At 65.6% G+C, this 23869-nt stretch carries 22 protein-coding genes; 13 read left to right on the top strand and 9 right to left on the bottom strand.

The annotated features are described in order from the left end of the window. Nucleotides 1–39: 39 nt before the first annotated feature. From ACN9M4_RS02320 to ACN9M4_RS02285, 8 genes are all read left to right on the top strand, one after another. Complete coding sequence (locus ACN9M4_RS02320) at nt 40–1410, top strand: glutamine synthetase family protein (RefSeq protein WP_426301970.1); 1371 nt, start codon at nt 40–42, stop codon at nt 1408–1410. After that, nucleotides 1391–2161, top strand: coding sequence for a gamma-glutamyl-gamma-aminobutyrate hydrolase family protein (locus tag ACN9M4_RS02315; protein WP_426301969.1), 771 nt, complete (start codon nt 1391–1393; stop codon nt 2159–2161). The genes ACN9M4_RS02320 and ACN9M4_RS02315 overlap by 20 nt, the downstream gene beginning before the upstream one ends. Beyond that, nucleotides 2158–3528 (top strand): aldehyde dehydrogenase family protein, encoded by a 1371-nt coding sequence (locus ACN9M4_RS02310; protein WP_426301968.1) that lies wholly within the window; start codon nt 2158–2160, stop codon nt 3526–3528. Before ACN9M4_RS02315 ends, ACN9M4_RS02310 begins: the two co-directional genes overlap by 4 nt. Nucleotides 3529–3582: 54 nt before the next feature. After that, nucleotides 3583–4365: a 3-oxoacyl-ACP reductase gene (locus ACN9M4_RS02305; protein WP_426301967.1), complete on the top strand. Its 783-nt coding sequence runs from the start codon at nt 3583–3585 to the stop codon at nt 4363–4365. Between the two features lie 171 nt (nt 4366–4536). Next, complete coding sequence (locus tag ACN9M4_RS02300) at nt 4537–6705, top strand: glycogen debranching N-terminal domain-containing protein (RefSeq protein WP_426301966.1); 2169 nt, start codon at nt 4537–4539, stop codon at nt 6703–6705. Between the two features lie 11 nt (nt 6706–6716). Beyond that, on the top strand, nt 6717–7757 hold the full coding sequence (locus ACN9M4_RS02295) for a glycosyltransferase (RefSeq protein WP_426301965.1): 1041 nt from the start codon (nt 6717–6719) through the stop codon (nt 7755–7757). Nucleotides 7758–7833: 76 nt separating this feature from the next. Next, on the top strand, nt 7834–9567 hold the full coding sequence (locus tag ACN9M4_RS02290) for an AMP-binding protein (protein WP_426301964.1): 1734 nt from the start codon (nt 7834–7836) through the stop codon (nt 9565–9567). Nucleotides 9568–9573: 6 nt separating this feature from the next. Further along, the gene (locus ACN9M4_RS02285) at nt 9574–10080 is read left to right on the top strand and encodes a MarR family winged helix-turn-helix transcriptional regulator (RefSeq protein WP_426301963.1); all 507 of its coding nucleotides are present in this window, start codon (nt 9574–9576) and stop codon (nt 10078–10080) included. Between the two features lie 97 nt (nt 10081–10177). Here ACN9M4_RS02285 and ACN9M4_RS02280 read toward each other — a convergent pair whose 3' ends face one another. Further along, nucleotides 10178–10630 (bottom strand): SgcJ/EcaC family oxidoreductase, encoded by a 453-nt coding sequence (locus tag ACN9M4_RS02280; RefSeq protein WP_426301962.1) that lies wholly within the window; start codon nt 10628–10630, stop codon nt 10178–10180. Between the two features lie 80 nt (nt 10631–10710). Then, nucleotides 10711–11733 carry a saccharopine dehydrogenase NADP-binding domain-containing protein gene (locus tag ACN9M4_RS02275; RefSeq protein ID WP_426301961.1) on the bottom strand — a complete coding sequence of 341 codons (1023 nt, stop codon included), beginning with the start codon at nt 11731–11733 and terminating at the stop codon, nt 10711–10713. 70 nt (nt 11734–11803) lie between these two features. Here ACN9M4_RS02275 and ACN9M4_RS02270 point away from each other — a divergent pair, with 70 nt between their 5' ends. From ACN9M4_RS02270 to ACN9M4_RS02255, 4 genes are all read left to right on the top strand, one after another. Next, on the top strand, nt 11804–12397 hold the full coding sequence (locus tag ACN9M4_RS02270; RefSeq protein ID WP_426301960.1) for a TetR/AcrR family transcriptional regulator: 594 nt from the start codon (nt 11804–11806) through the stop codon (nt 12395–12397). Nucleotides 12398–12463: 66 nt separating this feature from the next. Then, complete coding sequence (locus tag ACN9M4_RS02265; protein ID WP_426301959.1) at nt 12464–13273, top strand: AfsA-related hotdog domain-containing protein; 810 nt, start codon at nt 12464–12466, stop codon at nt 13271–13273. A gap of 465 nt (nt 13274–13738) precedes the next feature. Beyond that, nucleotides 13739–15106, top strand: coding sequence for a hypothetical protein (locus ACN9M4_RS02260; protein WP_426301958.1), 1368 nt, complete (start codon nt 13739–13741; stop codon nt 15104–15106). A gap of 9 nt (nt 15107–15115) precedes the next feature. Further along, nucleotides 15116–16039 (top strand): hypothetical protein, encoded by a 924-nt coding sequence (locus ACN9M4_RS02255; protein ID WP_426301957.1) that lies wholly within the window; start codon nt 15116–15118, stop codon nt 16037–16039. Nucleotides 16040–16174: 135 nt separating this feature from the next. On the opposite strand, the gene ACN9M4_RS02250 is transcribed toward ACN9M4_RS02255, so the two are convergent. Further along, on the bottom strand, nt 16175–16747 hold the full coding sequence (locus ACN9M4_RS02250; protein ID WP_426301956.1) for a dihydrofolate reductase family protein: 573 nt from the start codon (nt 16745–16747) through the stop codon (nt 16175–16177). Between the two features lie 139 nt (nt 16748–16886). On the opposite strand from ACN9M4_RS02250, the gene ACN9M4_RS02245 reads away from it, so the two are divergent. Further along, complete coding sequence (locus ACN9M4_RS02245; protein ID WP_426301955.1) at nt 16887–18353, top strand: insulinase family protein; 1467 nt, start codon at nt 16887–16889, stop codon at nt 18351–18353. A gap of 61 nt (nt 18354–18414) precedes the next feature. Here the strand turns inward: ACN9M4_RS02245 and ACN9M4_RS02240 are convergent, their stop codons facing one another. From ACN9M4_RS02240 to ACN9M4_RS02215, 6 genes are all read right to left on the bottom strand, one after another. After that, complete coding sequence (locus ACN9M4_RS02240; protein WP_426301954.1) at nt 18415–18696, bottom strand: hypothetical protein; 282 nt, start codon at nt 18694–18696, stop codon at nt 18415–18417. 71 nt (nt 18697–18767) lie between these two features. After that, on the bottom strand, nt 18768–19295 hold the full coding sequence (locus ACN9M4_RS02235) for a hypothetical protein (RefSeq protein WP_426301953.1): 528 nt from the start codon (nt 19293–19295) through the stop codon (nt 18768–18770). An 82-nt stretch (nt 19296–19377) separates the two neighbouring features. Next, on the bottom strand, nt 19378–20157 hold the full coding sequence (locus ACN9M4_RS02230) for an enoyl-CoA hydratase (RefSeq protein WP_426301952.1): 780 nt from the start codon (nt 20155–20157) through the stop codon (nt 19378–19380). Between the two features lie 44 nt (nt 20158–20201). Continuing rightward, a complete protein-coding gene (gene mmsB, locus ACN9M4_RS02225; RefSeq protein WP_426301951.1) occupies nt 20202–21125 on the bottom strand; it encodes a 3-hydroxyisobutyrate dehydrogenase in 924 nt (307 codons plus the stop codon). After that, nucleotides 21118–22209: an enoyl-CoA hydratase/isomerase family protein gene (locus ACN9M4_RS02220; protein ID WP_426301950.1), complete on the bottom strand. Its 1092-nt coding sequence runs from the start codon at nt 22207–22209 to the stop codon at nt 21118–21120. Before ACN9M4_RS02220 ends, mmsB begins: the two co-directional genes overlap by 8 nt. Next, complete coding sequence (locus ACN9M4_RS02215; protein ID WP_426301949.1) at nt 22209–23708, bottom strand: CoA-acylating methylmalonate-semialdehyde dehydrogenase; 1500 nt, start codon at nt 23706–23708, stop codon at nt 22209–22211. The genes ACN9M4_RS02220 and ACN9M4_RS02215 overlap by 1 nt, the downstream gene beginning before the upstream one ends. Between the last annotated feature and the right edge of the window lie 161 nt (nt 23709–23869).

Below are 23869 nucleotides of genomic sequence, written 5' to 3'. Positions count from 1 at the left end.
CAGATTCACAACTATTCGAAATCACATCGCGGAGGCATCATGAATGCTCAAAGTAAGAGCCGGCAACTGACGCTGGAAACGCTCAGGGAACTCGTCGACACTGGCGAAATCGACACCGTCGTCGTCGCCATCACCGATGCCCTGGGCCGCGTGCAGGGGAAGCGTTGCGGCGCCCGTTCCTTCCTCGAAGACGTCCTGGACCACGGTGCGGAAGGCTGCAACTACCTGCTCGCAGTGGACGTCGAGATGAAAACCGTTGACGGCTACGCCATGTCCTCCTGGGAAACCGGCTACGGGGACATGGTGATGAAGCCGGACATGTCCACGCTCCGCCGCGTCCCTTGGCTGGAGGGCACCGCGATGGTGCAGTGCGATGTCCTGTGGACCGACGGAACCCCTGTTGCGGCATCCCCACGGCAGATCCTGAAGGCACAGCTCGAACGGCTAGAGAAACTCGGCTACCGAGCCCACATCGGCACGGAGCTTGAGTTCATCCTGTTCGACGACTCCTACGCGCAAGCCTGGCAAAAGAACTACAACGGGCTCACCCCCGCCACGCAGTACAACGTTGACTACTCCCTGCTGGCCACATCCCGCCTCGAACCGGTGATCCGCTCCATCAGGAACAACATGGAAGCCGCCGGCCTGATCGTGGAGTCCTCCAAAGGGGAATGCAACCTGGGCCAGCAGGAAATCACCTTCCGCTACGACGAGGCACTTGCCGCCTGCGACAAGCACAGCTTCTACAAGAACGGTGCCAAGGAGATCGCAGACCAGCAGGGCAAGAGCATCACCTTCATGTCCAAGTTCAACGAACGCGAAGGCAACTCCTGCCACATCCACATCAGCCTCACGGACCTTGACGGCAACGCGGTCCTGCCGGGCGACGGCGAACACGGCTTCAGCCCCGTCATGGAGCGGTTCATCGCCGGCCAGCTCGCGGCGCTGCGCGAGCTGGCCTACTTCCTGGCCCCCAACATCAACTCCTACAAGAGGTACGTCGAGGGCAGCTTCGCCCCCACGGCCATCGCCTGGGGAATGGACAACCGCAGCTGTGCGCTGCGCGTCGTGGGACACGGACCCGGGCTGCGCACCGAAAACCGGGTGGGCGGCGGCGACGTGAACCCCTACCTGGCGGCAGCGGCCCTGGTCGCCGCAATCATCCACGGCCTGGAAAACGACCTCCCGCTGCCGGCGATCACCAAGGGCAACGCCTACGACTCCGACGCCGAGCGGCTGCCCACCACCCTCCGCGACGCCCGGGCCCTGCTTGCCGAAAGCAGCATCGCCCGCAAAGCCTTTGGAGACGAGGTGGTGGACCACTACGTCCACGCCGCCGGCGTCGAACTCACCGCCTTTGAAAGCGCCATCACAGATTGGGAGCGTGTCCGTGGCTTCGAACGGCTCTGAACGCTACCGCCCCAAGATTGCCCTGACCAGTTACTACCAGGAGGCATCCTGGGGAGTCTGGAAAGGCACGGCCGCCATCCTGCCCGGCACCTACGTCGAGGCGGTGGCCGCCGCGGGCGGCACGCCCATCCTTCTGCCGCCGATCGGCACCGACGAATCGGTACTGGACCTCGTGGACGGGCTGATTGTGGTGGGCGGTCCCGACGTCGATCCGTCCCTTTACGGGGCGGCACCGCACCCGCTGACAGCACCGCAGCCGTTGCGCGATGTCCATGACACCGCCCTGACCCGGGCGGCCCTGGCACGGGAACTGCCGCTGTTCTCAATCTGCCGCGGAGCCCAGCTCCTAAGCGTCGCCCTGGGCGGCTCGCTGGTGCAGCACATTCCGGACATCAACCCGGACGCCAACTACCAGCCGGCTCCCGGCGTGTTCGGCGAGGCCGCCTTCAGCACCGAAGCGGGGAGCCTCATCGCAGGACTGCTGGGCACGTCCGGCACGGCTCCCTGTTACCACCACCAGGCCGTCGACGCTGTACCCGCAGGGCTACGTGTCACCGCGCGTTCGGTTGACGGCACCATCCAAGCACTGGAAAGCGAGGATGACAGCTGGGTCCTGGGGGTGCAGTTCCATCCGGAACAGAATCCGGCAGACCTCCGGCTCTTCCACGGCTTCGTAGCGGCGGCCGCCGCCTACCGCGCCGGGCGCCCGCTGCAAATCACCGAAACCACGAAAGCGATGTCCACACCATGACCGCCACAGTTTTTGACGTCATCAACCCGGCCACCGAAGAAGTCATTGAATCGGTACAGCTGGCCGGCACAAGCGACGTCGATGCAGCGATCGCCCGTGCCGCGGCCGCATACGAAAGCTGGCGGGCAGTTGCTCCTGCTGACCGGGCCCTGCTGCTGCGCCGCTTCGCCGCCGCCGTCGACGCCGATCTGGAAAACCTGGCCCAGTTGGAAGTCCGGAACGCCGGCCACACCATCGGAAATGCCCGCTGGGAGGCCGGCAACGTCCGGGACGTGCTGCAGTACTACTCGGCGGCTCCGGAACGGAACTTCGGCAAGCAGATCCCGGTGGCAGGGGGCGTGGACATCACGTTCCAGGAGCCCCTTGGCGTAGTGGGCGTGATCGTGCCGTGGAACTTCCCCATGCCGATCGCCGGCTGGGGCTTTGCCCCCGCGCTCGCTGCCGGCAATACCGTGGTTCTCAAGCCCGCCGAAGCGACTCCCCTGACGGCCATCCGCCTGGCTGAACTGGCGTTGGAAGCCGGCATCCCCGAGGGCGTGTTCCAAGTGGTCCCCGGCAAGGGATCGGTGGTGGGCCAGCGCTTTGTCACGCACCCGGCAGTCCGGAAAGTCGTCTTCACCGGTTCCACCGCAGTGGGCAAGCGGATCATGGCCGGCTGCGCCGATCAGGTGAAACGGGTGACCCTGGAACTGGGCGGCAAAAGTTCGAACATCATTTTCGCAGACGCCGATCTGGAACTGGCTGCCGCTGCCGCGCCCGGCGGCGCATTCGACAACGCCGGGCAGGATTGTTGCTCGCGTTCCCGGGTCCTCGTGCAGCGCACGGTATACGAGCGCTTCCTGGAACTGCTCGAACCCGCGGTGCTCGGCCTCGCCGTGGGGGACCCCTCCAAGGAATCCACGGACATGGGGCCGCTTATTTCGGCCCAGCAACGTGCGGTCGTGTCCTCGTTCGTGCCCGACGGCGCACCGGTCGCCTTCCAGGGCAAGGCTCCTGAGGGCGCGGGGTTCTGGTTCCCTCCAACGGTACTGACACCGCAGGCCGATGACCCCGCCTTCACCGAGGAGATCTTCGGACCGGTCCTTTCGGTGGTCCCCTTCGAGGATGAGGCCGAGGCAATCAAGATCGCCAACAACACCGAGTACGGGCTTTCCGGGTCGATCTGGACTTCCAAGGTGGACAGGGCCCTGCGGGTTGCGCGCGGCGTGGAATCCGGGAACCTGTCCGTGAACTCGCACTCCTCGGTGCGGTACTCCACCCCTTTCGGCGGCTTCAAGCAGTCCGGCCTGGGCCGCGAACTCGGTCCGGACGCCTTGGCGGCCTTTACCGAGACGAAGAACGTCTTCATCTCCACCAACCCCGCCTGAGCCGTTTCCTTTCCAACAACCAACCATCCTGCAGGCAAGTACAAGGAGCCAAGAATGAACGCAGTAGTTTCCAACCGCCTCGAAGGCCGCAGCGCAGTCATCACCGGCGGCGCGAGCGGCATCGGCCTGGCCACCGCGCGCCGCATGGCCGCGGAGGGCGCGCACGTCGTCATCGCAGACATCGATCCCACCACCGGCGAAGCAGCGGCTGCCGAGGTCGGCGGCCTGTTCGTCAAGGTCGATGTCACGAGCGAAGAAGAGGTACGGAACCTCTTCGCCCAGGTCAAGGAAACGTATGGCAGCGTGGACATCGCCTTCAACAACGCCGGCATCTCCCCCGCGGACGATGCTTCGATCCTGGACACCGGAATCGACGCCTGGCGCCGTGTCCAGGAAGTCAACCTGACCTCCGTGTACTACTGCTGCAAGTACGCCATCCCGTACATGCAGGAGCAGGGCAAGGGTTCCATCATCAACACGGCCTCCTTCGTTGCCGTCATGGGTGCCGCCACCTCGCAGATCTCCTACAGCGCGTCCAAGGGCGGAGTGCTGTCCATGAGCCGGGAGCTCGGCGTCGAGTTCGCACGCCAGGGCATCCGTATCAACGCCCTCTGCCCCGGACCGGTGAACACCCCGCTGCTCAAGGAACTCTTCGCCAAGGACCCGGAGAAGGCCGCGCGCCGCTTGGTCCATGTCCCGCTGGGCCGGTTCGCCGAACCCGAGGAACTGGCCGCCGCCGTCGCGTTCCTCGCCAGCGACGACGCTTCCTTCATCACGGCATCGACCTTCCTTGTGGACGGCGGGATTTCCGGGGCCTATGTGACACCGCTGTCCTAGATTGCCGCCCCGGCTAGGCTGCTTCCGCAACCGGCCGCTGTTTCCGCCGCCATGGAAACAGCGGCCGGCCGCCTTCTGGCGCCGCCCCTGAGGCAGGCGTAGGGTCGTGCTTGGCTGACAAACCGTAACCGCCGGCGAAGTAGCCGGTGGACCCGCCGTCAAGGAGCCGCCATGGCCGGATGGAACGCCGATACCGCTGCCGGTCCTTTGGGCGCCTCCGTGACGCTCGTCGACGGCGCGAACTTCTGCATCTCCGGCCTGGCCGGGGACATGTATTCGGACCGCCCGCACGGCGTCTTCCACGCCGACACCCGGATCATTTCCCGCTGGCGCCTGACGGTCAACGACGTCACCCTGGAGCCCCTGGCCGCCCGCAGCCTTGAGCCGTACCGCGGCGTGTTCATCGGCCGCCCGGGGCGCCTCGCGGGACGGGCGGACAGCCCGCTGATCGTCGAACGCCGGCGGGAGACCGGCGTCGGGATGGAAGAGCGCATCACGGTGCGCAACCATTCCCGCGAACCCGCGGTGTGCAACCTCGAACTCACCCTTGACGCGGACTTCGCCGACCTTTTCGAAGTGAAAGACGCCCGGATCACCCGTTTCTGGGAACAGAAGCGCCGGGTTGAAGGTGATTCCCTGTTCATCGAAGGCACGTGGCGCGGGGCCCGCAAAGGGGTGGCGGTCCATGCCCCGGACGCCTCCGTGCGTCACGAAGGCCTGGGCTACACGCTGGTGGTCCCGGCCCATGGCAGCTGGACCGTGACGGTCACCGTTTCCCCGCTGTCCGACGGCGGCAAGCCGGACGGGTCTTTCCAGCACCTGCCGTTCCGCCACCTGAGGTCGGCTGAGTCCCCCGCGGGACTCCGGCGCCAGGAGTGGATCCGGAAGACACCGGCCCCGGAAATCGGCAATCCCTCTTTCGCCAGAACGCTGCAGCGCAGCCAGGAGGACATTGGCGCACTGCAGATCGAAGACCCCGAACGGCCGGACCGCACAGTGATGGCGGCCGGTGCGCCGTGGTTCATGGCCCTCTTCGGCCGGGACGCCCTGCTCTCCTCCTATATGGCCCTCACCTTGGATCCCAGCCTGGTCCTGGACACCATGTGGAATCTCGCCGAACGGCAGGGCACCAAGGTGGACCCGCTCACTGAGGAGCAGCCCGGACGGATCCTGCACGAGGTGCGCCCGGGCATCGGGACCACCCTCGCGCTGGGCGGGAAATCCGCCTACTACGGGTCCATCGATGCCACCCCGCTGTTCGTGGGACTCCTCGGCGAGGCGAGCCGCTGGGGCCTGGGCCGGGAGCAGTTGGCCGCGCTGCTGCCTTACGCGGACCGCGCCCTGGACTGGATCAGGGACTACGGCGACCTGGACGGCGACGGTTTTGTGGAATACCAGAGGCTCAACGACCAAGGACTGGTGAACCAGGGCTGGAAGGACTCCTGGGACGGCATCAACTTCGCAGACGGGCGGCTGGCCGAGCCGCCCATCGCGCTGTGCGAAGTCCAGAGCTATGTTTACAGCGCCTACACAGCCCGGGCCTGGCTCGCCTATGACGCCGGCGACTTCGCCTTGGCGCGAGAGTACCGCGAACGCGGGGCGGAACTGAAACGGAAGTTCAACGAGGCGTTCTGGATGCCGGACCGCGGCTATTATGCGATAGCCCTCGACCGCGACAAGCGGCCCGTGGATGCCTGCGCCTCGAACATGGGGCAGTGCCTGATCAGCAGCATTGTCGACGTGGACAAGGCGCCGCTGATGGTGGAGAAGCTGATGTCTCCGGAAATGTTCAGCGGCTGGGGCATCCGCACCCTCGCCTCGGACATGGGCGCCTACAACCCAGCCAGCTACCACAACGGTTCGGTGTGGCCGCATGACAATGCCCTGATTGCCACGGGCCTGATGCGCTACGGCTTCGTGGCCGAGGCGCAGCGGGTGGCGATGGCCCTGTTCGAGGCCGCGGAGTACACCGGCCACCGGCTGCCGGAGCTGTTCTGCGGTTTCGATCGCTCTGAGTACCCCGAGCCGGTGCCCTACCCGACGTCATGCTCGCCGCAAGCCTGGGCCGCCGCCGCTCCGGTGCAGCTGCTGCGCGTGCTGCTGCGCCACGATCCGCACGTGGCGCTGAAGGGACTGTGGCTGGACCCGGTCCTGCCCCCGGAACTCGGCGATGTCCGGATCAGCAACTGCCCCATCGGCGATGCCCGGATGACGATTACGGTGAAAGACAATGTGGCAACGGTGGAAGGTCTCCCACCGGGCATTACCCTGCATCAAGGAGCCAGGCCGGTGCTGGCGGAACTGGTGGAACTTGCGGAAAAGCTAAGCCCCACCACCTGAGGAGAGCCCCCATGCGGATAGGCCTGATCGCACCGCCCTGGGTCCCGGTCCCGCCGACCGCCTACGGCGGAACCGAGGCCGTGATCCACGCCTTAGCCACGGGCCTCGCGGCCGCAGGGCACAGCGTGGTGCTCGCCGCGTCCTCGGACAGCAGTTCCCCGGTGGAACGGCCCGGCGGCTTCGCCCCGGCGGCGCGTTCCGGAATGGGACAGAGCATGTCCGAACTGCCCCACGTGATCCGGGCGTACGACGCCCTGGCCGGCGTCGACCTCATCCACGACCACACCCTCATAGGTCCCTTGTACCGGCACCGCCCGCAGGACATTCCGGTGGTCTGCACGATGCACACGGGCATGACCCCGGAGCTGCGCAGCGTCTACCGAATGATGGCCCGCGATACCGCGCTGGTGGCGATTTCCCGCAACCAGGCCGCAGCCGCCCGGGATGTGCCCATCGCCAGGGTCATCCACCACGGTGTGGATCCCGCCACCATCCCGTTCGGCGACGGCCGCGGCGGCTACGCCCTGTTCCTGGGCCGCATGGACCCGTCGAAGGGTGTCGTGGAGGCGGTCATGGCGGCACGCTCGGCAGGGATGCCGCTGCGGATCGCGGCCAAGATGAGCGCCCGGGAGGAAATCGACTACTTCCGGGATGCGGTGGAGCCTTTGCTCGGCGGCAACGAGGAATTCCTGGGCGAACCGGATGCCGGGGGCAAGCTGGAACTGCTGGGCGGGGCGCTTGCGCTGATCAATCCCCTGCAATGGGACGAACCTTTCGGGATGGTGATGATCGAATCGCTCGCCGCCGGGACGCCCGTGGTGGCGGCGCCGCGGGGCGCAGCTCCGGAGATCGTCGACGACGGCGTCACAGGCTTCCTCAGGAACGGCACCGAGGAGCTGGGCCTGGCTTTGCGCGCGGCGGCCGTGCTGGACCGGCGGGACTGCCGGGCCGCCGTCGAACGCCACTTCAGCGCGGAACTGATGGCACGGCGCCATGCCTCCCTGTACGCGGAGTTGCTCGCCGGGGAGCGGCGGCCCGGCCGGCCTTCCTAACGCTTGGATGTCCTAGTATATTTTGCAAGTGATGCGGGCCCCGGCTGCGGACGGCCCGTGAAGCGAAAGGCACGCCATGACTGTCACCGAAGACTTCCGTGCGGCCCGCGACCGGCTCCTGGAGCTGCGCACGGACTATGCCCTTGCCCACCGTGAATTCCAGTGGCCGCGCTTCGAGCACTTCAACTTCGCGCTCGACTGGTTCGACGCCATCGCCGCGGACCCACTCAAGGGCGGCAATCCCGCATTGGTGATCGTCGAGCAGGACGGCAGCGCCACGCGCCGCAGCTTTGCGGAACTTTCGGAGGCCTCCGCCCGCCTGGCCAACTGGCTGCGCGGCCAAGGCGTGCAGCGCGGGGACCGGATGATCGTCATGCTCGGCAACCAAGTGGAACTCTGGGAGCTGATGCTGGCCGGCATCAAGCTGGGCCTGGTGATGATTCCCACCACCACGCTGATGGGTCCGCGGGACATCGCGGACCGGGTGGAACGCGGCGGTGCCCGCTGGGCCGCCGTCGGGAGCGCGAACATCGCCAAGTTCGCTGAGGTGCCTGGCGACTACACGCTCATCGAAGTGGGCCTTGGCCTCACAAACGGGGCGCTGCGATACGCCGATCATGCGTCCGAAGCGGCGGAGTTCGTGCCGGACGGCCCCACCCGTGCGGATGAGACGATGTTGCTGTATTTCACCTCCGGCACCACCTCACGCGCCAAGCTCGTGGAGCACAGCCACAGCTCCTACCCGGTGGGCCACCTGTCCACGATGTACTGGATCGGCGTCGAGCCCGGGGACGTGCACCTCAACGTAGCCTCCCCCGGCTGGGCCAAGCACGCCTGGTCCAATGTGTTCACGCCGTGGATCGCCGAAGCCTGCGTGTTCGTCTACAACTACGAACGCTTCGACGCCAAGGCCCTCATGGAACAGATGGACCGCGAAGGCGTCACCAGTTTCTGTGCCCCGCCTACGGTGTGGCGCATGCTCATCCAGGCGGACCTCACCCTGCTGAAGAACCCGCCCAGCAAGGTGGTGTCCGCCGGCGAGCCGCTCAACGCCGAGGTGATCGGGCAGGTGGAACGCGCCTGGGGCCAGACCATCCGGGACGGCTTCGGCCAGACCGAGTCCACGGTGCAGGTGGCCAACACCCCGGGCCAGCCGGTCAAGACCGGCTCGATGGGGCGGCCGCTGCCGGGATACGACGTGGTGCTGGTGGATCCCGCCACCGGCGAGGAATCCGACGACGGCGAACTCTGCCTGCGCCTGGACCCCCGGCCCGTGGGCCTCATGACTGCCTACTACGGCGACCCGGAGAAGACAGCCGAGGCGTTCCGCGACGGCTACTACCACACGGGCGACATGGCCAGCCGGGACGAAAACGGCGTCATCACCTACGTAGGCCGGGGCGACGACGTCTTCAAGTCCTCCGATTACCGGCTCTCCCCCTTCGAACTTGAGAGCGTGCTGATCGAGCACCCCGCCGTGGCCGAGGCCGCCGTCGTTCCGTCCCCGGATCCGGTGAAGCTCGCGGTGCCGAAGGCCTTCGTGGTCCTGGCCCCGGGCTACATGCCGGGACCGCGGGTTGCCGAGGACATCCTGCGCTACTGCCGCGAACACCTGGCACCGTTCAAGCGGATCCGCCGCCTCGAATTCGCCGAGCTGCCCAAGACGATTTCCGGCAAGATCCGCCGGGTGGAGCTGCGTCAAAGCGAAGTGAAACGGCACGGCGAGGATGGAAAGCCGGGTGCGGGCCCGCTGCCAGCCGGCCTCGGCGTCGAGTACTCCGAGTCCGAGTTCCCGGGCCTGAGGGACTGAGGCACCATGGGAACTCCGCTGCCGCGCGACCCGATCGCCGACGCCCGCCGCAACTGGGAGCGCCACGGCTGGGGTGAGGTCGCCGCGCCAATGGCCGCCATCACCGCGATCATGCGCACGCAGCAGATCCTCACGGCCCGGATCGAGGCGGTGCTCAAGCCCCTTGGCCTGACCTTCGCACGCTACGAACTGCTGGCCCTGCTCGGCTTTGCCCGCAGCGGCGCGCTGCCCATGAACAAGGCGAGCGCCCTGCTTCAGGTCCATCCCACCTCGGTGACGAACGCCGTCGACCGCCTGGAAAAGGCCGGACTGGTGGTCCGCTCACCGCATCCGACCGACGGCCGCACCACCCTGATCGAGCTCACCTCGGAGGGCCGCACCCTGGCGAAGCGCGCGACGACGGCCCTCAACGCGGAGGTGTTCGCCCAGTCGGGCTTTGAGGACAATGATGTGGAGCAGCTGATCCAGGTGCTGGGCCGCTTCCGCAAGGCCTCGGGCGACTTCGAGGACTGACGCGAAACCGTTGTGACCGAGAACTCGATCCGCGTCGAGCGGCACATACGTCTCAGTGGCCGGAAAAGCAGCCAGAGCCTGAACATGATGTCGCCAGTTAGCTCGGGAGCAGCTCCCGGAGCTCATCGGTCATTGCGTCCAGCAAGTCAGGTCTGCCATGGAACTGAGCGGGCGTGTTCTGGAAGAGCTCGATTACCCAGGCTCCGTTTTCGACGGCGGCGACCATCGTTTGATGCGCATTGAGCTCTGGTGCGATGTCGTCCTTACCCGGGGGCACCAGCCCGGCGATGGCGACAAGAAGTGCGGTGTCGGAGCCCAAGGACCGCACGCTCTTGACTTTCGTTACGTACCGGGCTGTGACGTGGTCTTTGAAAATAGGATCGAGATGCTCAAGGATGTCGGCGGGACCGATTGCGGTACTGCCATCAAACCCAATCTGCACTCCCTGGGATGCGAACTGCTTAGCCATTCCGCTGGCATCGCGGTGGTTCCAGGCATCGATGAGCGCCGCATAAAGCTTGCGAACCGCTTCCAGGCTCGGTTCTTGCATGCCTGTGCCCCTTTCAGTTGATTGCTTCATTGTCGTCTGGGGGCCTTTGCCCGGGAAGAGGACGACGTGTCTGCGCCCTGTCACTCCCCGAGCCGGAGTCCCGGAATTCCCAACGCGAAATCGGGGCCGAGCAGCTCGCCGGAGGTCAGGACCCCCACCGTGGCGCCTGACTCCAAGCGCAGCGCCGATTCAACGGCGATCGCCGCCGTCGTTTCCGTCCCGGCCGCCTCCACCCACCCGTCGGCAACGGCGCCGTGGCTGTTGCTTGCACGCAACCAGATACGGGACAGGGGTTTGGGGGATCCGTCCGGCCCGGCCGGGGTGCTGCGGGCACGGGACGGGAGCCGGAAGCCGGCCCGGGCCCAGTGCCGTGCGAGCGGAACGGCCAGGCGGGAGAGCCAGGGCGCGGCCCGGCTGGTGTAGTAGGCCGCGACGTTCGGCACTCCGGTCGCCCGGGCCACTGCGAAGACCTCACCGCTGCCGATCGGAACGGCGGCACGGGCGCCCTCGGGCAGGCGAAAGGTCAGGACGTTGTCCGGAGTCCGCATCAATTGCCCCGCATCGACGCTCCAGCCGCCCGCCGCCAGAAGCGCCGACGACGTCCGCCGCACGCCCTCGCTGCGCGTGCCGCCGGGCGAGGACCGCACGATGGTCACGCTGTCAGCATCCGGGATCCTGCCTAGCACCCGGTGCGCGAGTGACTCGACGACGGCGGTGGCGAAGCCCGCCCCGGGGACGACGGCGACATCCGCCTGACGGGCGGCCCGGTCCCGGGGCCATGCCTCGATGAACACGGCCAGCTCATTGGACACGTCAAGGTAGTGGCAGCCGCTGCGGAGGCACGCCTCCATCAAAGCCGGCGCGGTCCTGGCCATCGGACCTGCGACGTTGACGAGCACCAGTACTCCCCGCAGGAGGCCTTCAAGGAGGACGGGATCGTCAACGGGAGCGCTCCGCCACGGAACACCCACGGCCGCCGCTGCGGCCGCCACCTTGGCAGGGTCCCGTCCGCCCACGGACGTATCCAGGCCTGCCGTTCTTGCTGCCCGGGCAATCCGCAGGCCCACGGCCCCGCAGCCGTACACCATCAGAATGGAACCCACCCCCGTAAGCCCTCGCGTCGCGCTGTAATGCGCGGCCACCCCGCCCCCATTGGCTACACTGTGCTTCATTATGGTGCAAAAGGCGGGACGGCCACGGAATGCAGGCCTGGATGTCGCTCTTATCCAGGCAACGGAAGAACTGATTCTCCACAAAGGGTTCGGCGGGCTGTCCGTCGAAGCCATTACGGCAAAGGCCGGAACCACCCGCCCGGCTTTTTACCGGCGCTTCGCCGGCATCCCCGACCTCGTGCTTGCCTTGATGCTGGAACGCTTCAGCGTCGATTTGGACGTCGAATTCGATTCCGGGAACCTGCCCGCAGACCTTGAAGCAATCCAGCGGGACCAGGTGGCCCTTTTTGAGGATCCGCTGGTCAAATCCAGTTTCGCGGGATTCCTGAATTCCCTGCACGACAACGATCAATTGAGGTGGGCTTTCCTCGAGAAATTTTTCGCCCCACGGAGGGCTGGTGTGGCTACAATCATCCGTAGGGCGGAAACCCGGGGAGAAATCCCGGAATGCACGGATGTTGAATGGATTTGCGACCTCATCACCGGCCCGCTTGTAATGCGTATCCTGTTGCCCGGGCTTCTGCCATTGGACGAAAAGATAATTTCGAATACAGTTGCCAGCGCCCTTAGCGCGCTGGGCTATCGCTCATCTTAGGGGAGATGCTGCATGGATGGCCGGTTAGCGCGGACGCTTGTCCATAAGACGTCCGAGGACGCCGTATTGATCGGCCGGCCCCGCAGTTTGCAGGGGAACCACTGGGAATTCGACGCCGAACTCCCCCGGGATGCATCCGCCCAGGATCCCAGCGGGATTCCGACCCTCTTTGGAGTCGAACTCATGCGCCAGACTGCGATCGCCTACGCGCATTTGCAAGGTGGAGTGCCACTGGACTGGGCCCTGCTCATGAACGAACTAAGTTTCAGGTGGCTGCGGGAAGTTCCGGCGAACGAGGGAGGCCCGCTCATTGGCTGCGTCGCCGTCAGCACCCTGGCAGCCGAGCAGCGAAACAAGTTGCTCAGCGGACTCGAGCTGGAAGCATGCTTCCTCGCCGGGGGCGTACCACTGGGCCAGGGCCGGGGCAGGCTGAGCTGCCTGTCACGCACCGCCTATCGCGCCATCAGGAGAAACGCCCCGGCCGTGGACCGGACCGCGGGGGCGCCGTTCCGTACCGGCTTGTCGGACGTCCAGCGACACGGGGATGAACTGCAGGCAGGATTGGCGTGGGACTGGGACGACCCGTTGATCTTCGACCATTTTTCGGATCATTTGCCCGGCATCCTGCTGGCCCGCAGCATGCTGGATGCACACCGCGTCCTCACAGGTTTCGAGGCAGCGCATTTGGACATCAGCTGCGAAAACTTCGGTGAGTTCAATGCGCCCGTGATGGTCTCGGCTTTCCGTTCGACGGCCGATGAAACGCACATTTCCATCACCCAACTCGGGCGGACTCTTGCCACGGGCCTATGCCACGGCTCGCGGCCAAATACCCCGGCTCCGCCACTATTGACCATGGACTCTCCGGGCGCCTAGAATCCGTTACGGAGCAAGTCGTAATTAAACCGGGGGCAGGACCTTCCTGCAATTAGAGGATGGGGGATCCGCTATTCAATCGTCAGTCGATCCGCATCCTCGAAAAAACCCACCGGCCTTCACGCCCGTCGTCACGGCAAGCTGTAGCGGATAAATCCCCCGGTTGACCTGCGCCCTCAAGGCGCCGCTATCTCTCGATTTTCCGGCCTCACTCGTTTCGTGGCCGGCCTCCGGAATTGCACAACATTTCCGGCAAACTGTGCAGCCCTTGCGCAGTAATTCACTGAAACATGCCTCTATGCGGTGGCGCAAAAACGCGAATGCCGCCGCCAAAGTCCAGATGGGGGGAAATCATGCTGCGCTGCGCCGACGTCGCTTCCGGCGCCACAGCCTTTTGAAAGCGATCCGGACGGCACGCCACCGCAGGCGGCCGGACGTGAAGCACCAGTCAAGGAGTGAAATGACATGAGCAATGCAATTGATTCGATCCTCCACCTGGAATGGGATGCACTCGACATCCCCAACACCGACCATCCCCTGGCGACGACCCGCCGGTACGCGGTCCCGACACCCCAAAACGCCGAGGAAAACGACAAGGCCTGGAACCATCTCTATGGCGCCATGATCGCCGGGCTCGGGCTCAAGCCCGATTCCTTCCAGCTGAACTACCCGTTCCTGACCTGGGATTGGCCCATCACCAACGTCGGCTACACCTCCGCCGCGCAGTACGATTTCTGCGCCACCGCGCCGCAGTTCAGCGCAACCGGGGCCTACGTGTCCTCGGGCGTGAAGTTCAACGACGCCTACGGCCAGGTGCTCAACGTCGTCGCCGCGGACACGAGTGATCCCGTCCTGGAGCAGAAGATCAGCCAGGCACGGAACGTGCTGAACATCGCGACCAACGACTACAAGATCACCTATGACCAGGCGAGCCGGGCCTACGTGCAGGAGACCGGCGGCACCAACGACCCACCGTTCCTGAAGTGGCTTGGCAGTTTCAGCGGAAAGTCGTGGGCGGTCCAGCTCGACGCCGCGGACAAAACAGTCCAGGCCAAGCAGCGCGTCCTGAACCAACTGCTGTCCGAAACCACCACGCCCGGCCTGAATGACGCGATCGCTCGCTACGGCACCAAGGACTACTACACACTGCTGCAGGACCCTTCGCTCAGCACGTTCCCTGCGGTGCCGGCCTATTCGATCGGAATGGACGCAACCACGTGGCTGCAGAATGTCCAGGCGGGAACCGGCGGAAGCAGCGGGGAGATCGGCTTCAGCAACAATCAGGCGCAGTACGACTACAGCAAGACCTGGGCCAAAGGCAGCGCCTCCGTCGGCAACTTCTTCTGGAGCGTCAATGTCGGCGGCTCCTGGGAGAGGATCGACGAGTTCGCCACCGACAACTCGCTTGAGGTGACGGTCAAATTCGAGGCCTGGGACACGGTCTCGATCGGGGCGGGCCTCTGGTACAACGGGGCCTTCGTCAAGAGCGTCTCGGAAGGCCCGTTCATCCGCGGCTACTCGGCGTACGGTGGCGGCGGCGAGAAGGCGGTGTGGGGTCCGAACGGCATCATGAACGTCCAGAAGGTGGGCATGGTGGTCGGCTACAAGCCCTCGTTCAACATCAAGGTCAGCAGTTCCGCCTTCACGTCCTTCTCGAAGAAGTGGGAGGTTTCCTCGGGCGTGCGGATCGGACCGTTCGACTTCAGCGGGGGCGGTGGCAGTTCCTCCTCCGGATGGACCGCTGATTCCGCGACAAGCACCTTCTCGGGAACCTCGACGGCGGAAACTGCCCTGGTCCTCGGAACCACCATCGCGCTGGTCAACCCGGAATAGGACCCCGACGTGGCCCTCAATCGGGAGCAGATCGAACCGGTGCTGCAGAGCGTCAGTCCGTGGCTTTCGAACGCGAACATCACCGGTCTCACGGTGGGTCCGAAAGCCGTCAGCGGCCGGCAGACGGATGACCTGGCCGTCGTCGTCCACGTCGTGGAAAAGAAGCCGTCGTCAGAGCTGGGAATTGACGACCTTCCGGTACCGCCTTTCGTGGAAGTCCACGCCCAGGACGACGGCGGTGCACCGCGCGTGGAACAGGTTCCCACCGATGTGGTCGAGTCAGGAGTGATCCGGCTCTGTCAACTGGATGGCAGGGTCAGGCCCGCACCTGGCGGATACAAGATCGCCGTGTCTGATGGCTTCTTCACGGACGCCACCGGAACCCTCGGCGTGAACATCACCTGGGGAGGCCGGTTCCGCCTGCTGACGAACAACCACGTGATCTCCATGAACGGGACCCGTGGTCCCACCGTCTACCAGCCGGACTGGGCGCTGTGGGGCAATACGCTCACCACGGTCTCCGGCTACGAACCGGTGGTGACTTACGCAAACCGCAACCAGCCCAGCCCGGTTTTCAACAGGACGGATCTGGCGTGGTGCGACATGACGGCCACGGACGGCGATCCGGACATCCACGGCATCGGCGTGCCTGTCGGTCTCCGCGGCCCGGCGGTCAACGATGCCGTGCAGTGGATCGGAAAGACCACCGGCGTGGTGCAGAATGCCACCATCGCCAGTGTGACCGGACGGTTTGTCATGGAGTTCATGGACGGCCGCTGGGCCTGGTTCAGGGACGTCATCACGTTCAATCAGGGAACGGTCCGCCAGGGCGATTCGGGTTCCGCTGTCTTTGCCACGGCGGATTCGAAGGTGGTCGGGCTGATCTTCGCCAACGACAGCCACAATGCCGGCTTCGGTGTGCAGATCCCCTGAAACCGACATCCAAAATGAGGGGTCCTGCCCTGCCGCCCAGCGCGACAGGACAGGACCCTCCCAAAGTACCGCTCTTTGTACTCCTGCGGCAGCCTTTTCAAGGGCGCAGAAGGTTCAAGGGCACCGAAGGCGGGTTCAGCGATCTAGGGCGTAACGCAGTTCCACCAGGCCTTGGTCGTAAGGGGCCGCACCCAGGAAGCGCATGGCCCTGGCATCCATGTCCGTGGGGAAGACGCCACGGCCGGAGCCCTGCGCCACAGGCATCACCACCAGCCTCACGGCATCCACTTCCCCGGCCTTGAAGAATGCCTCGCTGAGGCTCAGGCTCCCCCACAGGACCACGTCTCCCTGGCTTTCGGCCTTGATCCGGCGGATCGCTTCGACCGCGTCGCCGGACTCGATCGTCGCTGCCGGGTAGTCGCCCCATGGCGCTTCGGTGAGGGTCTTCGAAAACACGTGCCGGCGCAGTCCATTCAACGCCGGCGCGATCGCATCCTGGGCGGATGCCTCCGTCGGCCAGTATTCGACAAACATCCAGTAGGTGTTCGCTCCCAGCACCATGGTCTCGACCGAACTGAGCCATTCCAGCTGGCTTTGCTCAAATTCCGCAGTGCCGCCGTCGAGCAACTCGTAGGCTTTGAACTCGTTGTTCCGGTCCGCGGCGAAGCCATCCGCGGTGACAAACTGCTGGACTACCAACTGCCCCATGGTTTTCCCTCCCGCACGCAGCGTCCGGCTACGGGCAGGTGGGACTCTACGCTCGGCATCGCGGGCGGACAAGGGTGGGCGGGAGACACGTTCCGGCGGTGTAGCGGGCAAGCGATGCGGGACCCATACAATCTCTCGCATGACATTTGAGCGCACGGAGATCGATGGTGTCCCCGTCTTTTGGGTCGCGGGGCCTGAACCGCTGACCGCCCACCTTGTTTTCCGCGTCGGAGTCCGGGACGAAACGTTCATGACCACGGGCATCACGCATTTGGTGGAGCACCTGACCATGTCCGCAATCCAGGGTCCGCGGCACGGCAGGAATGCCAGTGTGGAGCCGAGTTTCACCTCCTTCATGGTCACCGGCAAACCGCATGTCGTAACAGCGTTTATCGCCGATGTCTGCACGAAGCTTGGCTCTCCTGAACTGGACCGGCTGCCGGTCGAAAAGAAGATCCTCAACGCCGAGGGCGGCATGTCCGCCGGACCCGTTGAGGCCGCACATGTGCGCTACCGGTATGGACTCAAGTCCGTAGGTCTCGTCGGAGTCGTCCCCCCGGCGCTCAACGCCATCACGGAGAACCAAGTGCAGGAGCACCTCAGGAGCTATTTCACGGCAGGCAACGCTGCGCTCGTCCTCAGCGGACCGCCACCCGAAGGACTCCGTCTCCCGCTTCCCCAGGGTCCTCGGCGCCCGCTTGCCACCCAGGACCGCATGGACCTGCCACTGCCCATGTGGTTCGAACAACCCGCTCCGCTGCTCGGGGTGTCGTTCGAGATTTCCGCGGCGACGGATGATGAACGGGAAGCGGCCTGCGCGATGGCACAAATTGTCTGCGAACGTGCCCACGACGAGCTGCGGCAGAAGCACGGATGGATCTACGACATCGACTTCACTCCTGTGTTCCACAAAGACGGCACCGGCATCATGTGCTTCGAAGCGGATCCGCCGCCGGAACACCTCGAGGAAACCCGTTTGGGCCTGCTCAGGATTCTCCGGGAACTGCGGAGCCATGGACCGACCCAGGCGGAGCTGGACGCCGTTGCCGAAAGCTGGGACGGCTACGAAACGGATCCTGAGGGAAGGTTCGACGCCGTGATCGGTGCGGCCCGCTACCACCTGATCGATGAACCGGCCCTCGACCCGGCCGGAAGACTCAGCCTGGTCAGGAGCCTGACGCCGTCACAGTGCCAGGAAGCATTGGACAAGCTTGATCAGTCCCTGTTGGTCGGTGTTCCCGAGGGTGTCTGGCTCCAAGACGAAGGCCTCAACACCGAACAGGAAAGGCAACATGCGCCGCTCCGGGGGCAGGTGTACCGGCGGAGCATCCGCGGCACGATCGCCGGGCTTCCCAGCAGCGCCCAGCTCGTCGTCGGGGATGAAGGGATCAGCCTCAACGAGGGAAACACGTGCACGATCCGGTGGGAGGATGTCGTCGGCGTGCAGCGGTTCCCGGACGGGATGCTGCTTGTCATCGCGGCCGATGGTTACCAGCTGCCGATCCGCCCGGCATGGTACGCAAAAGGCAAGGAAGCCGCGCAGCATGTGCAAATGAAACTCGGCGAGCACATGATCTTCGACGAGGAGCCTGTTCCGGTGCAGTGACTGCCGATGATCCTGCAGATCAGGCGGATCTTAGACCCGCCAAGTCACGTGATCTGCGGGATCAATCGGCGGCTTCACGGCGCCGGGCCAGCGAAACGTACCAGCCGAGCACAAAGGCAAACGCGGCCGCGGCGAGCAACGGAATCAGCCACGATGTGAAGGGCGTTCCCCGGGACAGAAAAGCCAAACCAAGCAATACCACGGATGCCACCCCGAGGAAGGACGATTCGGTCTTGGTACCCAGGCGGCCGGCGCCGTCGTGCTTTCGTCCCCAGCGGTCCAGCAGGAAAACGACAATCAGCAGCGCGGCTCCGCCACCCCACAACGCGGGCCCGGTGGCCAAACCGGCAAGGAACACGGCAGCCGCAAGAAAGCCTCCAAGACCGCACCAATATGCAACCGTCCGGGTGAGCTTCAATTTCCCACCGCCATGAGGCCTGCCGACGGTTCCATCTCGCGGAGGCCACAGTTGTCGGTCCGCTCCCAGCAAATGTCTTGGGCGTCTTTGAAACTGAAGCCTGTCACCCGCCATTCGGGTTTCTTGGTGATCGGCCTGACCAGTCCATTGAGTCCCTGGACGTGCTCCGGAAATGCCCACCTGTAGCTGTCCCCGGTCTCCGCCGCAAAATAGTCGCCGGGCGGAAGGACATGGAGCTGAAGCCGCGGCCGGGTCTTCCCGGCAGAGTCGTTGCTCTCCACCTTCAGATCGTAGATAGGCGCTTCTGAAGCATTGCGGATGACAAGGCCGTTGCTGCGAATGCCTCCGTCGAAATGCACCGCGCACCAGGCAGCGACCCTGGCGGCCTGTTCCCGGCGTCGGGCGTCTTCCGTCCTTTTGTCCCGACCGCTTTCAATCCCATAAAGCCTGCTCGCGGTGTATCCCGCCCAGCCTGCGGCAATCAGCGCAAGAAGTGACGTAAACGCAGAAATCCACTCAGGCATAGTTCCCCCAAGAACTCCGTTGACTTATGAATTGCTTACAGCACCGCAGTCTTCGGAACCCCGGCGGCCCGAGTCAAGTCAATTACCGCCCCTTGAACTCCGGGGCCCTCTTTTCCGTGAACGCGGCCATGCCTTCCTTCTGGTCCTCGCTGGCGAACAGGGAGTGGAACACGCGGCGTTCGAACACCACTCCCTGCGCCAGCCCCATCTCGAAGGCGGCGTTCACTGCCTCCTTGGCCAGCATGGCGGCTGGCTTTGACTTGGACGCGATCAGTTCGGCGGCCTTCAGCGCCTCGTCGACCACGACGGCGGCCGGCACCACGCGCGCCACCAACCCGGAACGCTCGGCTTCTTCGGCGTCGATGAACCGACCGGTCAGCACCATGTCCATGGCCTTGGCTTTCCCGACGGCACGGGTGAGCCGCTGCGAGCCGCCCATGCCCGGGATGACCCCGAGGTTGATTTCGGGCTGGCCGAACTTGGCGTTGTCCCCGGCGATGATGAAGTCGCACATCATGGCCAGTTCGCAGCCGCCGCCCAGGGCGAAGCCGGAGACGGCGGCGATGATCGGAATCCGCAGGCGGGTGAGGTTTTCCCAGCCGCGGAACCAGTCCTCGGCGTACATCTCGAGGTAGCCCTTGGAAGCCATCTCCTTGATGTCGGCACCCGCGGCGAAGGCCTTCTCGGAGCCCGTGATCACCACTGCTCCTACGGCCGGGTCCGAGTCCATGGCGGTCACCGCGGCAACGAGTTCCTCCATGGTGGCCTTGTTCAGTGCGTTCAACGCCTGTGGCCGGTTCAGGGTCACCAGCCCCACCCGCCCTCGGATTTCCACCAGGATGTTCCCGTTTTGCTGCGCCAAGCCGTTCCCCTTTGCTTTCAATACCGGTTCAGTTGCCACCAAGGCTACTTGCCGGACTTGTCCCTGATGTCCGTGATGATCCCGGAGAAGTCCCGCGCAGCGCCGCCTTCCGCGGCAAAGGCGTCGTAGATCTTCGAGGCCAGGTGCCCCATCTGCCCGTCGACGCCGGTGCTCTCCAAGGCGTTTACCGCGAGCCTGAGGTCCTTGGCCATGAGCGCCCCGGCGAACCCGGGCTGGTAGTCCCGGTTGGCGGGGCTGGTGGGCACCGGCCCGGGAACGGGACAGTTGGTGGTCAGGGCCCAGCATTGGCCGGAGGCGTTGGAGGCGACGTCGAACAGGGCCTGGTGCGTCAGCCCCAGCTTCTCGCCGAGCACGAAGGCCTCGCTCACCGCGATCATCGAAACCCCGAGGATCATGTTGTTGCAGACCTTGGCGGCCTGCCCCGCCCCGTGATCGCCGCAGTGCACGATCCTCTTGCCCATGTGTTCCAGGATCGGTTTCACCGTGTCGAAGTCCGCCGGGAGCGCCCCCACCATGAACGTCAAAGTTCCGGCCTCGGCACCCACCACGCCGCCGGATACCGGGGCGTCCACGGAGCGGTGCCCGGCCTCGACCGCGATGGCCGCCGCTTCCCTGGCTTCGTCCACGTTGATGGTGGAGCAGTCCAGGAACAGGGTGTCCGGGGCGGCGACGGCCAGCAGCCCGGGCCCGCCGTCCACGCCCCGGTACGCGTCCAGCACATGCTTGCCGCTGGGCAGCATGGTCAGCACCACGGCCGCACCGGCAGCAGCTTCGGCGGCGGAATCCACCATCGGCACGCCGTGCGCCTTCGCCGCTTCCACCGCGGCGGGCACGGGATCGAAGCCCACCACCGTATGGCCCGCCTTGATGAGGTTCACCGCCATCGGCCCGCCCATGTGGCCCAGGCCCAGGAAGGCGATGGTTCCGGTGCTTGCGTTCTCAGACATGGTCGGACTCCTTCGGATCGAGTGTGAGTTCCTGCACCGTTGACCTGTTCGAAGCGTCAAGCGGTTCGAAATAGCGTTCGACGGCGGCCCGTTCCACTTCCGCCAGCGTGGCCGGATTCCACCGCGGATTGCGGTCCTTGTCCACCACCTGCGCCCGGATTCCCTCCCGGAAATCGGCACCGGCCAGGCAATGCACGCCTACCCGGAACTCCTGGGCGAGTGCCTCCTCCAGGGAACGCCCGCGTACGCGGCGCAACGATTCCAGGGTGACCTTCACGGACGTGGGTGACTTCTCTTCGATGGTGTCCGCAGCCGCTGCGGCTTCGCCTCCCGCTGCCCGCAGGCGGCGCACGATCTCCTCCGCGTTGTCCGAAGAGTACGCGGGGTCGATCCACTCCCGCTGCCCCGCCAGCGCCGATGCCGACGGCGGCACCTGTGCGAAACGCGCGACGGCGTCATCCGGCGTCGAGCTTTCCAGTGCTGCCTTTTCCAGTGCTGCTGCGAGCGCGGCGAGCTCGCCGGACGGTACGAACGAGTCGGCCAGCCCCAGGTACAGGGCGTCGGCCCCGGTCAGGTGAGCGCCGGTGAGCGCGGCATGGGTTCCGGCCTCGCCGGGCGACCTTGAAAGCAGGAGCGTCCCGCCGACGTCGGGCACAAAACCGATGGTGGTTTCCGGCATGCCGGTGCGGGTCCGCTCGGTGACGATGCGGTGCGAGCCGTGCGCGGACACCCCGACGCCGCCGCCCAGGACCAGCCCGTCCATGAAAGCGACGTAGGGCTTCGGATACCGGGAGATCAGCTCATTGAGCCGGTACTCGTCCCGCCAGAAGTCGGCGGTGGCGTGGCCGCCGTCGAGCATGTCCTGGTAGATCGCCACGATGTCGCCGCCAGCGCACAGGCCCCGCTCCCCCGCGCCTTGCACCAGGACTGCTGCCACGGAATCGTCAGCGGCCCAGGCCGTGAGCTGCTCCAGCATGGCCAGCACCATGCCGTGGTTCAGCGCGTTGACGGCCTTGGGCCGGTTCAGGGTAACGACGCCGAGCCGGCCGCGCTGCTCGAAAAGGACCTCCGGTTCGGCCCCCATCAGCTGCCCGCCGGCATCACGAAGCTGGCGCCTTGGCGGACCCCGGAGGGCCAGCGCGTGGTGACGGTCTTGGTCTTGGTGTAGAAGCGGAAGGCATCCGCGCCGTGCTGGTTGAGGTCGCCGAAGCCGGACGCCTTCCAGCCGCCGAAGGTGTAGTACGCGATCGGCACGGGGATGGGGACGTTGACGCCCACCATGCCGACTTCCACGCGGCTCGCGAAGTCGCGGGCGGCGTCGCCGTCGCGGGTGAAGATCGCGACGCCATTGCCGTACTCGTGCTCGGAGCAGAGCCGGAGCGCTTCGTCGTAGTCCGCCGCGCGCAGCACGCTCAGCACCGGGCCGAAGATTTCCTCCCGGTAGATGGACATGTCCTTGGTGACGTTGTCGAAGAGCGTGGGACCCACCCAGAAGCCGCCGGGGTAGCCGTCCACTGTGAGGCCGCGGCCGTCCGCGAGGAGGGTGGCACCGGCGTCGACGCCCGCCTGGATGTAGCCTTCGATCCGTTCCTTGGCCGAGGCCGCCACCACGGGGCCGAAGTCCACGCCGTCCGCCATCCCGGGGCCGACTTTGAGGTCCTTGATGCGTTCCTGCAGTTTGCTCACGAGGGCGTTGGCCGTCTCCTCACCCACCGGGACCGCCACGGAAATGGCCATGCACCGCTCGCCGGCAGATCCGTACCCGGAGCCGATCAAGGCGTCCGCGGCCATGTCCAGGTCCGCGTCCGGCATGATCACCATGTGGTTCTTGGCGCCGCCGAAGCACTGTGCCCGCTTTCCATGGGCCGCGGCGGTGGCGTAGATGTACTGGGCGATCGGGGTGGACCCGACGAAGCCGATGGCCTTGACCCGCGGGTCTTCAAGCAGGGCGTCCACGGCTTCCTTGTCCCCGTTGACCACGTTGAAGACGCCGTTGGGCACGCCGGCCTCGTTGTAGAGCTCGGCCAGGCGCAGCGGCACGGAGGGGTCACGTTCGGAGGGCTTCAGGATGAAGGCGTTGCCGGCGGCGAGCGCGGGCCCGGACTTCCACAGCGGGATCATGGCCGGGAAGTTGAACGGGGTGATCCCCGCGACGACGCCGAGGGGCTGGCGCAGCGAGTGCACGTCTATCCCCTGCCCGGCGCTGTCCGAGAACTCGCCCTTAAGCAGGTGCGGGGCGCCGGCTGCGAACTCCACCACTTCGATGCCGCGCTGGATGTCGCCCTTCGCGTCGAGGAAGGTCTTGCCGTGTTCGGAAGAGAGCAGGGCTGCCAGCTCGTCCATGTGTTCGTTGACCAGATCCACGAACTTCAGCAGGATCCGACCCCGGCGCTGCGGGTTCATGGCGGCCCATTCGAGCTGGGCCTTCTCGGCGTTGGCCACCGCCTCCTGGACCTCGGCCTTGCTGGCCAGCGGAAGCCTGGCTTGGACCTCGCCGGTGCTGGGATCGTAGACGTCGCTGAAGCGGCCGGATGTGCCGTCCACCCTCTGGCCGTCGATGTAGTGGGAAAGTTCGCGGACCATCAGAATGCTCCTTCGCATTGCCGGAAAGGACTGCCGGAAGACCGTGCCGCGGCCGCGCTGAACCACGGATTTCGGCCGTGGATTTCGGCGCGGCTGGCCATCTGGTCCCGAATATACTCGGACTTCCTACTATTTTCCAGAGTGGTGCAGCTCACGGACGA

The organism is Arthrobacter sp. R-11, from assembly GCF_049913155.1.
Taxonomy (GTDB): domain Bacteria; phylum Actinomycetota; class Actinomycetes; order Actinomycetales; family Micrococcaceae; genus Arthrobacter.
The sequence above is the reverse complement of the archived record's forward strand: the minus strand, read 5'-3'. Positions and strand labels throughout refer to the sequence as shown.

What these genes read in the sequence shown, in the direction of transcription:
- ACN9M4_RS02235 (WP_426301953.1), bottom strand. Translation starts at nt 19,295, where the DNA reads ATGCCTGAGTGGATTTCTGCGTTTACGTCACTTCTTGCGCTGATTGCC.
- ACN9M4_RS02305 (WP_426301967.1), top strand. Translation starts at nt 3,583, where the DNA reads ATGAACGCAGTAGTTTCCAACCGCCTCGAAGGCCGCAGCGCAGTCATC.
- ACN9M4_RS02310 (WP_426301968.1), top strand. Translation starts at nt 2,158, where the DNA reads ATGACCGCCACAGTTTTTGACGTCATCAACCCGGCCACCGAAGAAGTC.
- ACN9M4_RS02245 (WP_426301955.1), top strand. Translation starts at nt 16,887, where the DNA reads ATGACATTTGAGCGCACGGAGATCGATGGTGTCCCCGTCTTTTGGGTC.
- ACN9M4_RS02320 (WP_426301970.1), top strand. Translation starts at nt 40, where the DNA reads ATGAATGCTCAAAGTAAGAGCCGGCAACTGACGCTGGAAACGCTCAGG.
- ACN9M4_RS02300 (WP_426301966.1), top strand. Translation starts at nt 4,537, where the DNA reads ATGGCCGGATGGAACGCCGATACCGCTGCCGGTCCTTTGGGCGCCTCC.
- ACN9M4_RS02270 (WP_426301960.1), top strand. Translation starts at nt 11,804, where the DNA reads ATGGTGCAAAAGGCGGGACGGCCACGGAATGCAGGCCTGGATGTCGCT.
- ACN9M4_RS02295 (WP_426301965.1), top strand. Translation starts at nt 6,717, where the DNA reads ATGCGGATAGGCCTGATCGCACCGCCCTGGGTCCCGGTCCCGCCGACC.
- ACN9M4_RS02285 (WP_426301963.1), top strand. Translation starts at nt 9,574, where the DNA reads ATGGGAACTCCGCTGCCGCGCGACCCGATCGCCGACGCCCGCCGCAAC.
- ACN9M4_RS02280 (WP_426301962.1), bottom strand. Translation starts at nt 10,630, where the DNA reads ATGCAAGAACCGAGCCTGGAAGCGGTTCGCAAGCTTTATGCGGCGCTC.
- ACN9M4_RS02290 (WP_426301964.1), top strand. Translation starts at nt 7,834, where the DNA reads ATGACTGTCACCGAAGACTTCCGTGCGGCCCGCGACCGGCTCCTGGAG.
- ACN9M4_RS02250 (WP_426301956.1), bottom strand. Translation starts at nt 16,747, where the DNA reads ATGGGGCAGTTGGTAGTCCAGCAGTTTGTCACCGCGGATGGCTTCGCC.
- mmsB (WP_426301951.1), bottom strand. Translation starts at nt 21,125, where the DNA reads ATGTCTGAGAACGCAAGCACCGGAACCATCGCCTTCCTGGGCCTGGGC.
- ACN9M4_RS02220 (WP_426301950.1), bottom strand. Translation starts at nt 22,209, where the DNA reads ATGGGGGCCGAACCGGAGGTCCTTTTCGAGCAGCGCGGCCGGCTCGGC.
- ACN9M4_RS02260 (WP_426301958.1), top strand. Translation starts at nt 13,739, where the DNA reads ATGAGCAATGCAATTGATTCGATCCTCCACCTGGAATGGGATGCACTC.
- ACN9M4_RS02215 (WP_426301949.1), bottom strand. Translation starts at nt 23,708, where the DNA reads ATGGTCCGCGAACTTTCCCACTACATCGACGGCCAGAGGGTGGACGGC.